The organism is Campylobacter pinnipediorum subsp. pinnipediorum (assembly GCF_002021925.1).
Classification (GTDB): domain Bacteria; phylum Campylobacterota; class Campylobacteria; order Campylobacterales; family Campylobacteraceae; genus Campylobacter_A; species Campylobacter_A pinnipediorum.
In genome coordinates, this window is sequence record NZ_CP012546.1 from 1,292,009 (window position 1) to 1,308,175 (window position 16,167).

Annotated in this window: 15 protein-coding genes; all 15 read right to left on the bottom strand. The window is 29.8% G+C overall.

Annotated elements, in window-relative coordinates:
• Window positions 1–3: 3 nt before the first annotated feature.
• The 15 genes from pglF to mscL all read right to left on the bottom strand — a co-directional run bounded on the left by pglF (window position 4) and on the right by mscL (window position 16,099).
• On the bottom strand, window positions 4–1,788 hold the full coding sequence (gene pglF / locus CPIN17260_RS06735) for a UDP-N-acetylglucosamine 4,6-dehydratase (configuration-retaining) (RefSeq protein ID WP_069632393.1): 1,785 nt from the start codon (window positions 1,786–1,788) through the stop codon (window positions 4–6).
• Window positions 1,782–2,879: a UDP-N-acetylbacillosamine transaminase gene (pglE, locus tag CPIN17260_RS06740; protein WP_078387921.1), complete on the bottom strand. Its 1,098-nt coding sequence runs from the start codon at window positions 2,877–2,879 to the stop codon at window positions 1,782–1,784. Before pglE ends, pglF begins: the two co-directional genes overlap by 7 nt.
• Before the next feature lie 137 nt (window positions 2,880–3,016).
• Window positions 3,017–3,868, bottom strand: a complete 852-nt coding sequence (locus CPIN17260_RS06745; protein WP_069636839.1) for a universal stress protein — start codon at window positions 3,866–3,868, stop codon at window positions 3,017–3,019.
• Between the two features lie 18 nt (window positions 3,869–3,886).
• Window positions 3,887–6,061, bottom strand: a complete 2,175-nt coding sequence (locus tag CPIN17260_RS06750; RefSeq protein WP_069636838.1) for a polyribonucleotide nucleotidyltransferase — start codon at window positions 6,059–6,061, stop codon at window positions 3,887–3,889.
• The gene (locus CPIN17260_RS06755; RefSeq protein ID WP_069632369.1) at window positions 6,051–6,758 is read right to left on the bottom strand and encodes a phosphoribosyltransferase family protein; all 708 of its coding nucleotides are present in this window, start codon (window positions 6,756–6,758) and stop codon (window positions 6,051–6,053) included. The genes CPIN17260_RS06750 and CPIN17260_RS06755 overlap by 11 nt, the downstream gene beginning before the upstream one ends.
• Window positions 6,755–8,899 (bottom strand): LPS-assembly protein LptD, encoded by a 2,145-nt coding sequence (locus tag CPIN17260_RS06760; RefSeq protein WP_078440786.1) that lies wholly within the window; start codon window positions 8,897–8,899, stop codon window positions 6,755–6,757. Before CPIN17260_RS06760 ends, CPIN17260_RS06755 begins: the two co-directional genes overlap by 4 nt.
• The gene (locus CPIN17260_RS06765; protein ID WP_069632367.1) at window positions 8,889–9,341 is read right to left on the bottom strand and encodes an RDD family protein; all 453 of its coding nucleotides are present in this window, start codon (window positions 9,339–9,341) and stop codon (window positions 8,889–8,891) included. The genes CPIN17260_RS06760 and CPIN17260_RS06765 overlap by 11 nt, the downstream gene beginning before the upstream one ends.
• The gene (gene purD / locus CPIN17260_RS06770; RefSeq protein WP_078440787.1) at window positions 9,331–10,584 is read right to left on the bottom strand and encodes a phosphoribosylamine--glycine ligase; all 1,254 of its coding nucleotides are present in this window, start codon (window positions 10,582–10,584) and stop codon (window positions 9,331–9,333) included. The genes CPIN17260_RS06765 and purD overlap by 11 nt, the downstream gene beginning before the upstream one ends.
• Window positions 10,585–10,816: 232 nt before the next feature.
• Window positions 10,817–11,452, bottom strand: a complete 636-nt coding sequence (locus CPIN17260_RS06775; protein ID WP_078440788.1) for a uroporphyrinogen-III synthase — start codon at window positions 11,450–11,452, stop codon at window positions 10,817–10,819.
• Between the two features lie 21 nt (window positions 11,453–11,473).
• Window positions 11,474–11,926, bottom strand: coding sequence for a hypothetical protein (locus tag CPIN17260_RS06780; RefSeq protein ID WP_078440789.1), 453 nt, complete (start codon window positions 11,924–11,926; stop codon window positions 11,474–11,476).
• A gap of 2 nt (window positions 11,927–11,928) precedes the next feature.
• On the bottom strand, window positions 11,929–12,840 hold the full coding sequence (locus tag CPIN17260_RS06785) for an SPFH domain-containing protein (RefSeq protein ID WP_078440790.1): 912 nt from the start codon (window positions 12,838–12,840) through the stop codon (window positions 11,929–11,931).
• 137 nt (window positions 12,841–12,977) lie between these two features.
• On the bottom strand, window positions 12,978–14,339 hold the full coding sequence (locus tag CPIN17260_RS06790) for a multiheme c-type cytochrome (protein ID WP_069636831.1): 1,362 nt from the start codon (window positions 14,337–14,339) through the stop codon (window positions 12,978–12,980).
• Between the two features lie 3 nt (window positions 14,340–14,342).
• The gene (locus tag CPIN17260_RS06795; RefSeq protein ID WP_069632361.1) at window positions 14,343–14,915 is read right to left on the bottom strand and encodes a cytochrome c3 family protein; all 573 of its coding nucleotides are present in this window, start codon (window positions 14,913–14,915) and stop codon (window positions 14,343–14,345) included.
• 121 nt (window positions 14,916–15,036) lie between these two features.
• Entirely contained in the window at window positions 15,037–15,675 is a 639-nt protein-coding gene (locus CPIN17260_RS06800) for a Crp/Fnr family transcriptional regulator (protein WP_069632360.1), read from the bottom strand.
• A gap of 25 nt (window positions 15,676–15,700) precedes the next feature.
• Window positions 15,701–16,099: a large-conductance mechanosensitive channel protein MscL gene (gene mscL / locus CPIN17260_RS06805; protein ID WP_069632359.1), complete on the bottom strand. Its 399-nt coding sequence runs from the start codon at window positions 16,097–16,099 to the stop codon at window positions 15,701–15,703.
• Window positions 16,100–16,167: the final 68 nt, after the last annotated feature.

Consider the following 16,167-nt stretch of genomic DNA (forward strand, 5'->3'; position numbering starts at 1 on the left):
TTTTTAATCCTTTAAATTTAATTCGTGGTTGAAATCAGGAACTATATCTTTTAATACTTCACAAATTTTATCATTTTTTAAAGTGATAAGGTGCTGTATCTCTTTATTTAATTTCACAATATCATATTTTTCATATTTTGTAACAAATATTGATTCAAATTTTGTTTGAATATCATCTTTATTAACAAGCAATTCTTCATATAATTTTTCACCCATTTTAAGACCAACAAATTTCACACCCAAATGCTCTTTATTTGAAAGAAAAAGCATTTTTTTAGCAAGGTCTAGTATCTTAACAGGCTCTCCCATATCAAGAACAAACAGCTCTCCACCAGAAGCTATAGATGCAGCTTGCAATACAAGTTGGCAAGCCTCACTAGTAAGCATAAAATATCTAGTTATTTCAGGATGAGTTACACTTAAAGGTTTATTTTGAGCTATTTGTGATTTAAACTTTGGTATAACACTACCACTACTTCCTAAAACATTTCCAAAACGAACACAAACTATTTCGCAACTACTATCTTCATTAGAATTTAAAGCATACAATTCACAAACTCTTTTTGTGGCTCCCATAATATTTGTTGGTCTAACAGCCTTATCTGATGATATAACCACAACCTTTTTAACATTGTATTTTTTTGATAAATCTATGATATTTTTTGTTCCTATAACATTATTTTTAACAGCAGCCAAAGGATTTAATTCACATAAAAAAACATGTTTATAAGCAGCCGCATGTATGACTATATCTGGTTTGTAATCTAAAAATATATTCTCTATATCTTGGAGATTTGTAATATCAACCATCTTACAAATACATCTAGCATCGTTAGTTTCTTCTGATATTTTATAAAGATTAAACTCACTATTATCAACTAAAATAATTTTTTTTGAACCAAATTTTAAACACTGTTTTACTATTTCAGAACCTATGCTTCCACCAGCTCCAGTTACTAAAACAACCTTATCACAAATAAATTTAACAAGTATCTCTTGGTCTAAATCTTTTGGTTTTCTAGCCAACAAATCCTCTATACGAATGTCTTTTATTGGATTATCTTCAATCAATGAAAAAAGTTTAATATCTCGTATTCCATAAACCATAAGCTCATCAAAAAGTTCTTTTAACTCATTTTGATTTAAGTTCAAAGCTATTATAGCTGTTTTAACACCATAATCATCGACAATTTTTTTTATACTTGTTTTGTCTTGAACCAAAAATCCACCACAATAAGTGCCAATAAGCTCTTGTCTTTTATCAAAAACACCAACGGCATAAAAATCATCTATATAGCCATCTTTCAAGCCTTTAAAAATTTGTATAGTTTTGTTTGTGGCCCCGATAACGATACAAGCTTTCCCCTGCTTTGTTTTTACTGAAAAATCCAAAAACATACGCTTTGATATCCTAAATCCACCGATAAACAAATAAGAAATAACAAAATCTATAAATATTACACTTCTAGGAAAGGGATTAAATAAATCTTGAAAATATAAAAATAAAATATAAAAAGATACGAACGAAAAAAAATGGGCTATAAAAATTTTTCTAGCCTCATTAAGTCCAAAAAATCTCCACGGAACTCTATAAATTTTAAAAAACCACATAAAGAAAAGTTTTATTATATTTAATGACATCAAACTAATAAAAAACCCTGTATAAAAAACATCTGGTATAAAGCCATTAAACCTTAACAAAAAAGCAAAATATATAGATATGCAAAATAATACAATATCGCCAAAAATAAAAAATATCAGTCTTTTTAATTTTGTAGTTTTTAACACTTTATCTCTTGTCTTATTAAATTTATAATTTTTTCTTGTGTAGCTATATCTAAACAACTGCCACTTGGTAGGCAAATCCCATCATTATATAAACTTTCACTAGTTCCGTCAACAAAACTCAGACTATCTTTAAATAATGGCTGTAAGTGCATAGGCTTCCAAAGTGGTCTACTTTCTATGTTATTTTTAGATAGTTTTTCAATTATTTTTAGATTTATATTTTTTTCTTTAAATACCCCGGTACTAAGCCATCTGTTGCCGTGAGAATTTTGAATTTCAGGCATAAAATCCAAAATATCACTTAATTGCTCTTTATAAATTTCAAACACAGCTCTTTTTTGCTTAACTCTTTCATCTAAAACTTCCATCTGAGCTACACCAATAGCTCCTAAAACATTGCTTAATCTATAATTATATCCATACTCATTATGTTCATAATGAAGCATAGGTTCTCTTGCTTGAGTTGAATAAAACCTTGCCTTCTCAACAAGTTTTCTATCTCCAACAAGCATACCGCCTCCAGATGTGGTGATAATCTTATTTCCATTAAAGCTATAAACACCAAGATCACCAAAACTTCCAAGTGCTTTATCTTTATAAAACCCTCCAAGTGCTTCAGCGGCATCTTCTATCAAAAAAATACCCTCATTTTTACAAATATCGCATATTTCATCCATCTTACAAGATTGACCATAAAGATGAGTTAGTATAAGAGCTTTTGGTTTTTTTGGACTATTTTTTATAGCCACTTTTAAAAGCTCTGGACTTAAATTCCAACTATCATCACAATCTATAAAAACAGGAGTAGCTTTTTCATAAAGAATCGGAGAAACAGATGCTATAAATGTAAAAGCTGAAGCAAAAACTATATCATCCTGCTTTATTCCCAAAACCCTAAGCGCTAAATGTATTGCTGATGTAGCACTACTTAGCGCCAAAGCATCGTTTGATTTTGTGTATACCTTAACTATATTTTCAAACTTATCAACATATTTTCCAAGAGGAGCTATATAGTTGCTTTTAAAAACATTTGATATATACTCTTCTTCTTTACCGCTCATATTCGGAGGGGATAAAAAAACTTTTTGCACAATAGACACCTTAAAAAAATTTTAGAAATTGTATCAAGTAAAATTTAAAAGTAAATTATTTTTATAATAAAAAATACATGGCATAATAAATAAATTTTAAAACACCATGTAATTATTTTTCTATTTTTGTGTTGAAATTACATAAAAATCGGAACTTTTGTATGTTCTAAGAAAAATTTTGAAGTTCCGCCCAAAACCATCTCCCTTAGTCCATTTTCACCCTGTCTTCCAGCAACGACCAAATCAAAATTACCATCACTAGCAACTTTTACAAGTGCTTTACCTGGAATTGAATAGGTATTAATAATCTCACAAGTTGCATTAATATCATGCATTTTTAAATAATCCTCTAATTTATTTATAGCATACCCGCTATCTTCATTAAAAGATTTCTTTGCTGTGACACAATGAACTCTATCTGCTTTTTTTAATAAATCAAGAGAGTTTGTTAAAGCACTAGCACTATTTGGAGTAGAGGTCCAACTTACAAGTATATTTTTTGGCTCAAACTTAGTTAAATTTCTAGGAATAACTATACAATCTTTTCCGCTTTTCATAACAGCTGATTCAAATGTCCCAGTAATTTTACCAGTAATAGGAACAGCTGCAACGATAAGATCATAAAATTTAGATTCTCTTTCCACAACGACACTTCTTTTACCATCTTTAATAATAAAATTGGCACTAGCCTTGCCATTTATGGCATGATCGCTGACCTCAATATCAAGCTCTTTACACATTTTAATAAAGGCATTTTTATTTTTCATATGTTCTTCTTCCAAATCAGCCTTTGCTGACTTTAAAAACTCTTCAAATAAAACACCGCCCCTTAATGTCATTTTCATATTATATACTATGCTAGGGTCTATTTGACAAGATAAAACTTCAATATGAACTTTAAGCCACTTTGCAACTTGCAAGGCGCCATAAATTCTTGATGTTACATCATCTCCTGCACCAATCGGAAAAAGAATCTTTTTATATTTCATTTTTATTCCTAACTATTTTCAAACCAATGATAAAGATACTTTTGAGCCTTTTTGTTCGCTTACAACAACTCTCACAATATCTCCAACATTTAAAGGATTTTGGATTTTGGATTTATGTAAAAGTCCATCAACACCATCTTTTAATTCAACAAACACACCAAAATCAACAACACTTTTTACTTTACCATCAAACTCATCACCTATATTAAATACTGGTTTTGGTCTATGGCTATCTCTTCTGTCGTTTGATTTTCTGTTAAATTTATTCTCTTTAGAAGTTAATTCTATAATATAATCCTTAGCATCATCTACACTATTTTTACTATTTCCAGAAATTTTTACTTCACCCTTTTCTCTATCCAAATCTATAGCAACACCAAATCTTTCAATGATTTCTTTGATTGTCTTTCCAGCTTGTCCGATTATATCAACTATCTTACTAGGCTCTATTTTAAAAAGTTCCATTTTAGGAAGTATTGAATCATTTATAACTATTTCTTCATCTGCTTTTTGCATTAATTTAAGTATATGCTCTCTACCTTGCTTAGCCTGATATAAAGCTTCTCTTAAGACATCAAGACTAATGCCACCAAGTTTTATATCCATTTGAAGAGCTGTTATGCCATCAAATGTGCCAGCAACTTTAAAATCCATATCCCCATCATGATCTTCAAGACCCATTATATCAGTTAAAACAGCATGCTTATCATCTTCAAAAACAAGTCCCATTGCTATACCGGCAACTAGCTTTATTGTATCAACGCCAGCTGCACGAAGAGACAATGAACCACCGCAAACACTAGCCATAGAACTAGAACCATTACTTTCTAAAATTTCAGAAACAACCCTTAAAGTATATGCTGAGTTTATATCTATACTAGGCGCTAAGGCTCTTTTGGCTAAGTTTCCATGACCAAGTTCTCTTCTTCCAGGAGCTTTTAAAGGACTAGCTTCGCCGACGCTAAATCCAGGGAAATTATAATTAAACATAAATTTTTCAACAGAGGCTGCATTTTCTGTTAGCATATCATACATTTGAGCATCAGAATCTGTTCCAAGTGTTGTAACAACAAGAGCTTGAGTTTGCCCTCTTGTAAATAAACAAGAGCCATGAACATTAGGTAAAATATTTGTTTCTATGCTAATTGGTCTAACTTCGTTTAATTTTCTACCATCAGCTCTAACACTTTCGTTTATAATTTGCTCTCTAACTATTTTCTTTTTATATTTTGATAAAACATTATTTATAAGCTTTTCGTCCCAGCCTTTTTGAGTAGCCTCGTCATCACTCAAAATTCTTTTGGCTATATTTCCTAATTCACTAGCACGCTCGCTTTTAGCCATTTGATTTATAGCATTTTTAACATCATCTTTATAATGTTTATCTATATAAATAGCTACTTCATCATTTAATATCTCTGGCTTTAATTCCAAATCAGCATCTTCTTTTTTATGATTACTAAAAGCTTCCTCATATGCTCTTGTAGCACGAAGTATAGCTTTGCCAGCAAAATCTATAGCTTCAACCATTTTATCTTCACTAAATTCATTCATGTTTTGTTTAAAAGCAAAATCAGCACCAACACAAGAATCAACAGCAGGCATTAATTCATCATTAAGTTGAGGCATACTTCTCATTTCTATCATTAAAAGCTCATCTTTTGTTCCGGCCACATAAAGGTCCAAAGCACTTGTTTTAAGCTCTGAGTTTGTTGGATTTATAACAAACTCATCATTTATATAGCCTACCCTAACACCGCAAACTGGTCTATTTACAGGAATATCACTAAGATATAAAGCAACACTTGCAGCATTTAGCCCAACAACTTGAAGATCAACTTCAGGATCAGCTGATAAAACCATTACAACTATTTGAGTAGGATATGCGTAACCTTTTGGAAACAAAGGTCTTAAAGACCTATCGATAATACGAGATGTTAATGTTTCAAAATCACCTGGTTTTGTCTCTCTTTTTATATATCCGCCCGGTATTTTACCAGCAGCATAACTTTTTTCTATATATTGAACCGTAAGTGGTAAAAAATCTTCTTCAACCAAAGTATCTTCTCTTGCCACAGTTGCCAGAACAACAGTATTTTTAACACGTAACAGCACCGCTCCAGATGCTTGTTTTGCAACCTTATTTAAATCAAAAATTTCAATCTGATTATTTACTTCTATACTATATTGCATTTTTATCTATATCTCCTTGTTGTTTTTGTAATGGCAAATATTTTGGACTTTCCTCTAAAATTGACATTATCAAATCATCATTTATTTCTATTTTTTCCTCATAATAACTATCAACATCTATAAAATTTACTATTTTATTTACCGTGTAAATATTATCAACCAAATCATACAAAGCCGCAGCTACATCACTAGCTATAACGGGTGTAGCATATGATATTGTTTTTGCTTTTGAGTTTATCAATGTTTTTACGCAAATCATAGCTGTCATACCGGTTTCAGACCCCTCATCAACAAACAATACATTTCTGCCTTCTATTTTTGACAAAAGATTTCCTTTTCTAAATTTATAAATATTTTTTAAAATTTTCTCTTCATATTTTCTATGTGCTTGCCCGTACACAAAATCATAACTTATGCCAAAGGAGTCTATTAATTGATCATTTATAATAACATCTTTTGTTTCACTAACCATAGCTATATCACATTCTGGATTATTTGGAGTTGGGATGCTTTCACAAAAAAGCATCTCGTAATTTAAGTTAAGTAAATTACAAAGCTCGTTAACTAAAATAACAGATTCTATAGATACACACAAAACTAGTGTTTTGGAATCAGCAAGCTCTTTTTTTGGTAAAACTTCAAATAATTTTAAAGCCGCATCCAATTTATTTTTAAATTTTACTTGATTTTCTTTCATCTATTTCCTGTAGAATCATGCTCGATAGAAAAATCATAATGAACGCCACCCATTGGATAAAAATTAACATAAAGATAAAAACCATCTGTTTTTTTAGTAGCCGAACCTGAGCTTGTTGTAACTGGTTCTATATCTCTTTGATATACAAAATTATAATTCCAGCATTTTCTATTGTGATTTAAACCTGCTCTCCACATCTTTGTTTTATTATTTTGCAAATCATACTGCCAAGAACCAGATAGCTTATAGTATCTAAGTAAATTTATAGATGCAGAGGAAGTCAAATAACTATCTTTTTGAAAGTTTATGTTATTTTTCAATGTATGATTAAGATTTAAAGAAAAAATATCTCCAGTATAATTTATACCAGAATGTATGGTTCTAATCTTATCGTCTGTATGCGAATATTCAAGCTTATTATAAAGCGATAAATTTGAGAATGGATATAAAAATATACTATTTTTTAAATCTCCATATTTAGAATCTTTTATATATTTACCCTGAGATATACTATGTTTTAAAATTTTTCTTCCGTTTGAAGTATAAAAATATTGTGTTAAATACATTCTAAGTTCTTGTTCTCTTTCTTGTTTATACAAGAAATTTTCATAAGCAACACTATCCTCATCATAGATAAAATCTTCTGACAAATCACCTTTTTTATAGCCAGGAACTATATACTCAACACCATAATTTATTGTATGAAAAAAGTTATCATACGTTTTTGCCAAGTCTGAGTGAATGTCAAATCTATGTTCTATATTAACATATTGATTACTTAAATCATTGTTCTTGTTTAGTCTAGAGTTTATCTTATTATTATAATTTATACTTGTTGCATAAAAATTATTATAAAAAGAAAATGTAAAATAATCATCAAATAATGGAATATTTAAAGATAATGGAATATTTAGCTCATTCTGAACAGCACTTACGCCTATTTTTCTATCATATCTATGAGACTGCAAATCAACAGAATATAATATATTTGGAATCCAAAGATCGGTTAAAAATTTATGATATTGCAAAGATGGCAACTCTTGCAAAGTATCTTTATTGCCATTTTTATTTCCTATCTTTTCAGTATCTATATAATAATTTGAGTAAATTCCAAAATAATTTTCATCACCAGATATATAATAGTTTAATTTAGATGTTACAAGCGAATCATAATCTTCATTTTTACCCTGTAAATTAAGATATTCTATATCATTTAAAACAGTTGCATCAAGTAAAAATCCTTCTTGCAATGTGGAGTCAAAATAATTTTTAAATAAATTATCCCTATTATATTTAACTTCGATACCTTTATGAAGTTTATTTTTTAATTCAGAATTGTTAGAGTTGGTATTTATTTGATTTCGCCTATAACTCTCTTTATCATTGAAAAAACCAAAATCTATAGCCCCGTTTGAATACTCAGAATCAACAAATCTCAATCCAGAATAAAGACCAGCGCCTCTTAAAGTTCTAATTTGTGGATCTAGCTGAAAATCCCACTCATCATAAGGAGCAAAATATATAGGCTGTTTATAATAAATTCCCTCTTTTTTTCTATACCCTACTTCAGGAGTCAAAAGACCGCTACGCCTATGTTTATCAATGCTAAAACCAAAATAAGGAAGATAAAAAACAGGTATATTTCCTATTCTAAAAACAGGGTTAAACATATGTAAAAATTTACTCTGTCTATTTAGTTTGGTGCTTGAAGCGCTAATACTCCAATCAGGATCATTAACATTACAGCTAGACACAGTAGCTTGTTTTATTGTATAGTATTTACTATCTGAGTTGCTTTGATCACTTTTTAGCCAAATTTCCATATCTTTATTCATCATAAAAAGCGACTTAAGATCTAAATCATTATTTTTTAAATTTAATTTTGCATAATTCGATCTAGAAATTTCTCCAGCGCCTTTCATCATATTTACATTACCAAAAAGCTCAACTATTTGATTTTTTTGATCATATATGGCTTTATCTGCCGTTATTAAATATGCCTGAGAATAGACAACCACATTTTTATCAGCAACAATCACACCATCTTTATGAGAAATATTATCTGCTAAAAATTCAAAATTTTGAGTAGCTGCAAACAAACTAAAATTAACGGCACAAAACAAAAAAATCTTACGATACATCTATAACCACCGTCTTTGACAGCTTATCTTGCCATGTTTGCTTAACTGGATTTCCAAAAGCCCATATAAAACCAAGATAGAAGGCACTTTCGCTTATATTTCTAACCAAAGCCCTGATTACGCTTGGTATAAATTTTGGCTTATCAAAATACTCTATATCAACACATGCTATTTTAACAGAAATCTTTCCGATAGTAGCGCCATAATACCACACAAAAAATGTCTGATAAATAAAACGAATCAAAACATATTGTAAAGCTATTTTTGATATAGCATTAACCATATCTTGAGGATCATCATAAAGTTTAAAATAATCGTAAAATACAACCATAAATAAAACACTAACTAAAATTTCATCTATACCAAAAGCTACAGATCTCTTAGCTATGCTAGCTATTTTTATATTTTCTTTTTCTAATCTAAGCTCTAAGCTATCGCTCATTTAGCACCTGCCATGCTATATCTTTACGATATTGCATACCATTAAAGCTTATATTATCGCAAAGTAAATATGCATTCTTAGCTGCTTCATTTATATTTTTTCCATAACCAATACAGACTAAAACCCTACCACCATCAGCATATAATTCACCATCTATTTCACTTACTCCAGCATATACAATATGTGTATTTTGAGGAATTTGTTTTACATCTATTTTTTCTTTTTTAGAACTAGAATATGGATATTTTTCACTTGCCATCACAACACCAACAGCATAATTATCTTTTAGTTTTATATCTTTTAATTTTCCTTTAGATGCATCAAGCAACAATTCGCTCAAATTTTCATCTATCAAAGGCATCAAAACCTCACATTCAGGATCGCCAAAACGAACATTAAACTCAAGCACATAAGGCTCATTTTCAACAACCATTACACCAACAAACAATACCCCACAAAAAGGTTCGTTTTCGTTTTGCATACCAACAAGAGTTGGTTTTACTACCTCTTCTTCTATTTTTTTAATTAAATTTTTATTAGCAAGCGGACTAGGTGCATAAGCTCCCATACCACCAGTATTTGGGCCTTCGTCGTTATCTAGCAGTCTTTTGTGATCTTGAGCTACAGGCAAACTTACAAAATTCTTACCATCACAGATAGCAAAAAAACTAAGCTCAAATCCATCCAAATACTCTTCAATGATAACTCTTTTTCCAGCATCACCAAAACTACTACCACTAAGCATATCATCAACCGCATTTTTGGCTTCTTGATGATCTTGGCATATAATAACACCTTTTCCAGCACAAAGACCATCAGCTTTTACAACTAATGGTGTTTTGAATTCATCTATAAATTTATAAGCCTCATCTTTGTTGTCTGTATTTAAATACTTTGCTGTTTTTATATTGTTTTTTGCCAAAAAGTCTTTCATATAAGCCTTGCTAGACTCTAGTCTAGCAGCTTTTTTACTTGGTCCAAAAATGTTAAGATTGTATGTTTTAAAGATATCAACCACTCCATCACTAAGTGGTGCTTCTGGGCCAACTATTGTAAGATCTATTTTGTTTTCTTGTGCAAATTTAGCCAAATCTTTGTAATCTTTTATATCTAAATTTTGACCAATTCTAGAAGTAGCTCCATTTCCTGGTGCAAAATATATACTTTCTATATTTTTTTCTTCTTTGAGTTTTAAGGCGATAGAGTATTCTCTACCGCCGCTTCCGATTATCAGGATTTTCATATATTCTCCGTATTTTTAAAACCCAAATGAGCGTTGCATAAAAGAGTGGCCCAAATTAAAGCCAATCTTGCAAATAGATAAGCGCTTAAAGGTTGCAACTTCTAATGTTAAATACACTCAAACAAAGCCACATCACAGAGCACCTATACATCTTCGCTAATACAAAAGTGTTGGACCCTGAAAAAATGCGTTGTCGCTTCACTCAGGCTTAGTAATTATATAAAAATTTTACTTAAAGTAATGTTTTAGCAAGCTCTATACAAGAATTTATTGTTTGTTTTTTTGATATTGTTATTTTTTTTGTAAAATTTATTCTATTTGCAGTTGTATTTCCAATACAAATAGCCTTATATGATTCATCCCAACCAAAATTCATAATAAAATTATCAACACTTGATGGAGAAGTAAAAATAATAATACTATTTTTTGTTGGTTTTTGTTTTAAATCTACAATTTTAGAAATATTCTCATAAGCAACCACATACTTTATATCTATTTTATTTTGATTTAAAAAATCAAAAATATTTGAAACAACCTTTTTTGCTCTTAGATAAAGTACTTTTTTTGATTTTAAAAAAGGTAAAATTTCTATACCAAATTCATTTCCATGTGAATTTTTAGATGTATATATTTTTTTAAAACCAAATTTCAAAGCACGACTATAAGTTGCTTCACCTATAACAAAAACTTCTATATTTTCACTTGGCTTTATATTGTTAAATTCAAGTGATTTTATACTATTTTTTGATGTTAATATCAAACAATCAAATGAGTTTAAATCAAGTTCAAGCTTAGCAAGCCTTATCTCATTTAAAACAAGAGTTTTAACACCGTCAAATTCTAAAGATGAACCAACTAAGTAAATCATCAAAACCTCTAAAACAAAAAATTATATTGTTAATTTTTCTATATCCACACTATTGTCATTATTGAAATTTATAATTTTAACTTTTTCATTTTCATTAAGCTCATTAGAGTTTATGTTATTTATCTTAAACAACATCCCTCTAGCGTAAAGCATTTGATTTTTTATATGTCCATATTGTGTGTTTAGTTTTAAATCTTTTGCCAAATCAACAAGGTCATTATTTTTTTTATTTTTAGTTAATTTTTTAGACACAATCATTGTCAAAATAGCAACAACAGCAAGAATAATTATTTGTAATATAAATGAAATATCATAAAAAAACATCACACCAGAAACAACTAAAGCCGCAAAACCTACAAAAGATATACTTTCAAGTATAAAAGCTTGAAAAAATATCAAAAAACAACCGATAATCAAATATCCATACGGTGTTTTTGTAAGTATATCAAAACCTTGTATTAATAAATCTTGCATTTTTAATCTTTTTGGTTTTTAATAAAATCTTTAAACAAACTAAGCGAACCTATAAGTTCTGTAACCTCATAAGGCACAATAACCTTGTCTTTAGATGGGCTGCTTGCTAGTTTGTTAAAAGCTTGTATTCTATCTTTTGCAAGTAAAAACTCAGCTGCCATATGATTTTTAGATAAGCTTTCATTAAGCATATCCATACTCTCTTTTTGTGCATTTGCGATAGTTATCTGTTCGTATTTTTTAGCATCCGCCATTCTTTCTATAGCCTCAGCCTCTAAAACCTGCTGTTGCTTAAAAGCCTCAGCTTTTCTTATAAGAGCCTCTTTTTCAGCCTGAGCATTTAGCTCTATGGCTCGTTTTTCTCTCTCGGCTTTCATCTGTAAATTCATTGACTCTTCTATTTCGTGAGGAACAGATATCTCAGATATCTCTATGCGAGTTATTTTAACTCCCCAGTTTGCAGCAGGATCTCCTAATGCTATTTGCAAAGATGCATTAAGCTTATCTCTTGAGCTTAACGTATCATCCAAATTTAAAGAACCTATCTCCCCCCTAAGTGTGGTCATAGCAAGATTTGAAATAGCTTTAACATAATTTCCTACATTATAAACAGCGAGTTTTGGATCAAAAACAGCAAGATAGACTATACCATCAACAGAAATATTAACATTATCTTTTGTGATAACTTGTTGTTTAGGGATATTTAAGATCTCTTCTTTTATAGAAAGCTCCACCCTTACTTTATCAAGTATAGGAATAATAAAATTCAAACCACTTTCAAGAGTTCTATTATATTTTCCTAATCTTTCTACTATATAAACATTAGATTGCGGAACAATCTTAAACATTTTGCTAAACAATATAACTATTAAAGCTATTATAATAACAGAAAATACAATAGGATCTATATTCATTTTTTAGCCTTTATTATAAAATCAATTAACACATAATCTTACAATAAAAACTCTTTAATAAAAATTTAAATTAGTTTAGTAGAATTTTAAGCCGAAAAAGATAGTTCTCTCTTTCGGCTTTTTAAAAAGATTAAAAATTAGTGAATTTTACCAGTTTCTATTCTTTCTTTATATATTTTTCTAAGTTTTCTTATGTCATTTTTGACTTCAAAAACCCCATGCCAGTGAGCATAATCAGGTCCATTCATCAAAGCACCTTGTCTCATACGACGACCTTCATGGTGCCATAAGTGATAATAAATTTCTTGGAACTCATCTGACCACTCATCTTCTAATAATAATTTTTTAGATTTCAAATCATCTAACATTTTCTTAGCTTCATCAAAATAAACATTATACAACTCAACATGCTTATCAGCCATAGTAAAGAAATTATCTGTGCTTGTAGTAGAGTGACAAGACTTACAAACAAGTTTCATCTCTGCTCTAGCAGCTTCAGGACCTTCTGGGTGTCCAGCAAGAGCAGTTCCTATATTAAGTTTTCCTGTTTTTCTAAACTCTTCAACGGCTTTATCATTTCCAGCTGTTCTAAGATTTGATCTTGGAGCCCAAAGGTTATATTTTAGTCTTTTTGAAATATTGTGAGTTGTAACAGTTTCGCCAACACCACTCATATGGCAAGCCGAACAAGTAGGAGCTCTAAAATCAGGTACTTCCCAAGTATCAGGTGCGCTATCATAATTCCAAGTATGTCCTTCAGAGTTAAATATATGACCATGTTTTGAGTTATTAAATATCTCTATATCTGGATGATCAGGCCCTAGGTGACAAGATGCGCAAGCAGCTGGTTTTCTAGCTTCAGCAACACTAAATTTATGCATAGTATGACAAGATTTACATCCGCCTACCCCACCATCAGGATAAACAGTACCTATACCATATGTAGGCCATGTTTCTGGTGTTGGTTTTTTATTTGCATCAAGTTTTATTATACTTCCGTGACACATAGCACAACCAGTAGTGTCTGGAGACATCTTTAAGTCAGGATGATCGGCACCTTCATAATGATACATTAATTTAACCATTCCAGGTTTTGCATACATTTGCATAGCACCTCTAGCATGTCCGCTCTCTTCAAACTGTTTTACCTCTTCAGCATGACATTTTGCACAGGTTTTTGGACTTACTAACATAGAGATATGATTATCAGAACCTTTAGGATGAACTTTTGCAGATGCCATAGGGCTATCGGCATTTACAGAGTGACAATCAACACAGGTAACACCAGCATGAGAGTGACGACTTTGTTTCCAGTCAGCTACAACTCCAGGTGTTTTTTCTGCGTGACACTCAACACATTTTTTTGACATTTCTGTCATTTTATGACTTATTTTTATGTTCTTTACAAGATTTAATTTTACAGAGGTTTCATTTGAATCAGAACTTGCAAGAGAGAACGATAAAATACAGGCTAATAATATAGCAACTTTTTTAAGCATAAACTACTCCTTTCTACTTTGTTTTTCTAATTTTATTTTTTCAAATTTATCTATTTGTAATCCTAGATTTTTATGTCCTACATTTTTATGGCATTCAACACATGTTTTATTATTCTTGTTTCCGAGAACAAAATAATCCCTATGCGGCAAAAATGCTTTTCCAGACTGAATAACGTTTTTTAAATTCGAGTGACAGGTCATACATCCACTATCATAAACAAAATGTGAAGCATGTTCTCTTTTTTTACGCCAATCTATTTTGTCTGTATTGGTAAAAAAAGTTTTATAACCGTCATTGATAGAAACTTTAATTTTTGTTAACACATAAGTATATGCACTCGTATGATCAAGGTGACAGGCTGAACATTCTGCTTTTATACCTAGCTTATTTCTTCCGCCATGAGTGTCTTCATTATATGCAGCATTCATAGCATCCATAGTATGGCACATGGTACAGGTATATCCGCTTCCGGTAGCATGCAATACATCAGCTATACCCATAGAAGAAATTAGACCTATAAAAATACCTATTATAATGGAAGATAAAACAAAAACTTTTTTTTTGTTTTTTGTCAATTTATACCTCCTTGGAAAAATATTTATTAACACTAAATTAATAAAAAGAAAAGGATTATACAATAAGTTTTGTTAAAAAAAGTTGATTTAAATCAAATTTTATAAATTTTATATAAATACTTTAGCAATCATAAATGTCAATTAAAGCTTCATCGTCCTTAAAAATCAAATTATTACTATTATCAAATTTAATTAAATTAGAAGTTTTAAATTTATTTAAAATTCTAGAAAAAGTTTCAGGAGTTATATTTAATATAGAAGATATCTTTATATATTTTAATTCATTAAATAAATCTTCATGCTCAACTATAAACCTAGCAACTCTTGCTTCTGAGTTTAAAACTAATTCTTGATGTAGTATATCGCTTGTTATTTTTAATTTTTCGGATAAAGATTTAATGATTTCAATTGAAATTTTAGGATTTATTAAAAATTCATCACGAAATTTAGAATAATCAATCTTCAAAACTTCTCCGGAAACTGAAAAAACTGCATTTGCTGGATATTTAATATTTTCAAAATTTGCAAGTTCTGCAACAAAATTCATTGGAGACAATTGATGTAAAAAAATTTCTTTGCCCTTTGGGCTATTTTTATAAAGCTTAACAGAGCCGGAAAGTAAGTAAATTAACCATCTAGGATCATCTCCTTCCATAAATAAAAACTCACCTTTTTTGTATTTTTTAATAATCGCTATGTCTTTTAATCTAGACAACTCATCATCTTTTAAATTACTAAAAATAGGTATTTTTCTTAACATTATTTTAATTCCATTTTTAAAATTATTATTTTTTTAAAAGATCTCTTATTTCTGTAAGCAAAACTATATCGGGTGGTATTTGAGCTGGTTTTTCTAGAGCTGGTTTTTCTTTTTTCTTAAATGAATTTATAGATTTTACAACACAAAAAATACATAAAGCAATTATTAAAAAATCAACCGTAGTTTGTATAAAATTTCCATAATTTATAGTTACTGCTGGAGCATCTCCGATAGATTCTTTTATAATAAATTTTAAATCATAAAAATTAACCCCGCCTGTCAAAAAACCAACTACTGGCATTATGATATCAGATACTAATGATGAGACTATCTTTCCAAAAGCAGCACCAATAATAACACCAATAGCCATATCAACAACATTACCTTTAACGGCAAAATCTTTAAATTCTTTTAAAAAACTCAAAATTATCCTTTTTTTATCTTATTTTAAAATATTTAGTATTCTACAATCACAAAACTTTACAAAATATT

Coding starts and splice junctions, on each gene's coding strand:
- CPIN17260_RS06745 (WP_069636839.1), bottom strand. CDS start 3,868: ATGAAATATAAAAAGATTCTTTTTCCGATTGGTGCAGGAGATGATGTA.
- CPIN17260_RS06750 (WP_069636838.1), bottom strand. CDS start 6,061: ATGCAATATAGTATAGAAGTAAATAATCAGATTGAAATTTTTGATTTA.
- CPIN17260_RS06755 (WP_069632369.1), bottom strand. CDS start 6,758: ATGAAAGAAAATCAAGTAAAATTTAAAAATAAATTGGATGCGGCTTTA.
- CPIN17260_RS06760 (WP_078440786.1), bottom strand. CDS start 8,899: ATGTATCGTAAGATTTTTTTGTTTTGTGCCGTTAATTTTAGTTTGTTT.
- CPIN17260_RS06765 (WP_069632367.1), bottom strand. CDS start 9,341: ATGAGCGATAGCTTAGAGCTTAGATTAGAAAAAGAAAATATAAAAATA.
- purD (WP_078440787.1), bottom strand. CDS start 10,584: ATGAAAATCCTGATAATCGGAAGCGGCGGTAGAGAATACTCTATCGCC.
- CPIN17260_RS06775 (WP_078440788.1), bottom strand. CDS start 11,452: ATGATTTACTTAGTTGGTTCATCTTTAGAATTTGACGGTGTTAAAACT.
- CPIN17260_RS06780 (WP_078440789.1), bottom strand. CDS start 11,926: ATGCAAGATTTATTAATACAAGGTTTTGATATACTTACAAAAACACCG.
- CPIN17260_RS06785 (WP_078440790.1), bottom strand. CDS start 12,840: ATGAATATAGATCCTATTGTATTTTCTGTTATTATAATAGCTTTAATA.
- CPIN17260_RS06790 (WP_069636831.1), bottom strand. CDS start 14,339: ATGCTTAAAAAAGTTGCTATATTATTAGCCTGTATTTTATCGTTCTCT.
- CPIN17260_RS06800 (WP_069632360.1), bottom strand. CDS start 15,675: ATGTTAAGAAAAATACCTATTTTTAGTAATTTAAAAGATGATGAGTTG.